This is a genomic window from Ruminococcus sp. OM04-4AA (assembly GCF_003462585.1).
In the GTDB taxonomy this organism is placed as follows: domain Bacteria; phylum Bacillota; class Clostridia; order Lachnospirales; family Lachnospiraceae; genus Mediterraneibacter; species Mediterraneibacter faecis.
Window position 1 is genome coordinate 1 of record NZ_QTZH01000108.1, and the last position, 2,911, is coordinate 2,911.

A 2,911-nucleotide genomic window follows, 5' to 3' on the forward strand; every position below is an offset into this window, starting at 1 on the left:
ATTATATATTATATATCGATTATCTATATATGTCAATAAAAGCTTCCAACATTCTTTGCATTTTTTGTTTTTTGAATACAAAAACTATACTCTATGTGAAAAATATGTTATAATTTGTGTACACATTATGCAGTATAAATACATACTAGCCATACAATTCAAGTTGTTGAACTAATTTAGGAGGAGAACTATGACTGATTCTGTTACAAATAAGATCATTTTAAGTGCCGACAGTACCTGTGACCTGGATCAGGAACTAAAAGAACGTTATCATGTACACTATTTTCCACTCCACATCATTCTGGATGGAAAAGATTATAAGGACGGCATTGACATTACACCGGAAGAAATTTATCAGAAATATTACGATGAAAAAATCCTTCCAAAAACAGCCGCCGTCAATGTTGCGGAATATATTGAACATTTTAAACCATGGGTCGATGAAGGCTATGAAGTGATCCATATCAATCTTGGCAGCTCACTTTCCAGTGCTCATCAAAACTGCTGTATTGCTGCTGAAGAGCTCGGGCATGTTCATGTGATTGACAGTTGTTCTCTTTCCACCGGAACCGGACTTCTTGTAACAGATGCCGGTCAGATGATCGAGCAGGGAATGAAAGCGGCAGATATTGCCAAAGCCCTTCGTGAGCGCACAAAACATTGCCATGCCAGCTTTATCCTGGATACATTAACATTTCTCCATGCAGGTGGACGCTGTTCTACCCTCGCTGCTCTCGGAGCAAATGTTTTGAAATTAAAGCCGTGTATCGAAGTCAGCACAGCAGATGGCAGTATGAATGTAGGAAAGAAATATCGTGGAACGCTTGATAAAGTTCTTGTGAAATATGTAAAAGACAAACTTGCTGCTTATCCGGATATCGATCCATCTCTGATCTTTATCACGCACTCAGGAATCGCCCCTGAATACATTGAACTTGTTAAGAATACGCTTGAAGAAACCATGCATTTTGATGAAATCCATATAACGAAAGCAAGCTGTACGATTTCCAGCCATTGTGGACCAAATACGCTTGGAATTTTATTTGAAACCTACTAAGGAGGAGACGCCTATGACGAATACAAAACCAGTTTTTCACGGAAGTGACATTGAAAAGATCAGCGAATATTATCATCTTGATCAAAACAGTATTACAAACTTTGCCGGAAATGTAAATCCACTCAGACTTTCCCCTTCTGTTAAGGAAGCTGTTGCGGCTCATGTGGACCTCTTTTCTTCTTATCCTGACCGAGATTATAAATCGCTTCGCAACACAATCGCTGAGTACTGCGATGTTCCTGCTGATTTTATTCTGCCGGGCAACGGTTCAAGCGAACTGATTTCACTTTTGATTGAAACAAGAGCACCGAAACGCACTCTGATTCTTGGTCCAACCTATTCTGAATACTCCAGAGAACTTTCTTTCTCCGGAAGTACACAGGACTATTATCATCTTCAGGAAGCGGAAGATTTTGAATTAGATGTAGAAGATCTTTGCCGGACTTTGTTAAATGGATATGATTTTCTGATTCTCTGCAATCCGAACAATCCGACTTCTTCTGCCATCTTAAAAGATGAAATGCGTGCATTGCTTTCCTTCTGTGCAAACCGCGATATCTTTGTCATGATTGATGAAACGTATGTAGAATTTGCACCTTCCGTTCAGGAAGTAACCGCTGTTCCATACACGAAAGAATTCTCTAATCTCATGGTACTGCGCGGTGTATCAAAATTCTATGCAGCTCCGGGAATGCGTTTTGGATACGGCATTACCGGAAATAAAGAATTCTTATCTCAGATGAAAGAAAAGCAGATTCCATGGTCCTTAAACAGCCTTGGAGCATATGCCGGCGAGCAGATGTTCAAAGACACTTCCTACATCCGTCAGACACGCTCATTAATCCTGGCGGAACGTGACCGAATGTTTCTTGAATTAAAAAAGATGTCTTCTTTCAAGGTTTATTTTCCATATGGGAACTTTATCCTTGTGAAGATTTTAAAGCCAGAAGTAACTTCTTTCGATGTATTCGAAGCTTGTATAAAAGAAGGACTTATGATCCGCGACTGCTCTTCTTTCCAATGTCTGGATGGCGAATTCATCCGCTTCTGCATTATGAAACCAGAAGACAATAATCGGCTCTTAAAAGTATTGAGAACAATTTAATGATACCAGGGTCAAACGGTCTGAAACCACCGGTGCTTGCACAAAGGTCTTTCTTAAAAAACGGGAGAATCTGATCCAACGATTCTCCCGCTTTTCTTCTTATTCTTTCTTTTGGTTTTGTACTTCCTTGCTTTTTCTATGATTCTACAGCTGTTTTCTAACAACAAGATAATCATCTCCATTCCGATAATATGGACATTGATAGTGCTGATTTGTCATCAAACGAATGTAATCATCCTCATCCATATTCTTATCACAGAGATAACACTCATACTCCTCATCATAAATATAATAAGTGCATGTTTCACAGCTGGTTCTTGACTCTTTACTCAATTTTCTCTCTCCATTTCCCGCCCGTTGCAAGGGCCTGTAGCATTGCATTCTGTTGCTGTTCGTTCTATGTGCAGCTGGCAACTCTTTTCTTAGTATCATACCATGCTTTCATAGATTGCGTCCACTTTTCTGTCTAAAGCAATTTACATTTCACTTTATATTCGCATTTAATAGCCTGTATCTTTTGTGTTTTATTTATTATTTTCTGTATATTTCAATTATTTTTAATATTTTTCTGATTTCCTATTGACAAATGCCAATCTGTGAGTTAATATAGAATCAACAAAAGGAAACGAAATAAAAAAACAAAAAAGGAGGACAAACCACCAGACACTTAATCCTTTCATTAAAATTAATTTTAAAGAAACAGAGGTATAGTCCAATGGGAAGGTAGATTAAATCCTTAAAAATCTAAA

The 2,911-nt window shown here is 38.1% G+C and carries 3 protein-coding genes; 2 read left to right on the forward strand and 1 reads right to left on the reverse strand.

Going from position 1 to position 2,911, the window contains the following annotated elements:
* Positions 1–190 precede the first annotated feature (190 nt).
* A complete protein-coding gene (locus tag DXB52_RS15190; RefSeq protein ID WP_118107985.1) occupies positions 191–1,057 on the forward strand; it encodes a DegV family protein in 867 nt (288 codons plus the stop codon).
* Between the two features lie 13 nt (positions 1,058–1,070).
* Complete coding sequence (locus tag DXB52_RS15195; protein WP_118107987.1) at positions 1,071–2,162, forward strand: pyridoxal phosphate-dependent aminotransferase; 1,092 nt, start codon at positions 1,071–1,073, stop codon at positions 2,160–2,162.
* Positions 2,163–2,306: 144 nt separating this feature from the next.
* Here DXB52_RS15195 and DXB52_RS15200 read toward each other — a convergent pair whose 3' ends face one another.
* Positions 2,307–2,495, reverse strand: a complete 189-nt coding sequence (locus DXB52_RS15200) for a DUF6472 family protein (protein ID WP_054753175.1) — start codon at positions 2,493–2,495, stop codon at positions 2,307–2,309.
* Between the last annotated feature and the right edge of the window lie 416 nt (positions 2,496–2,911).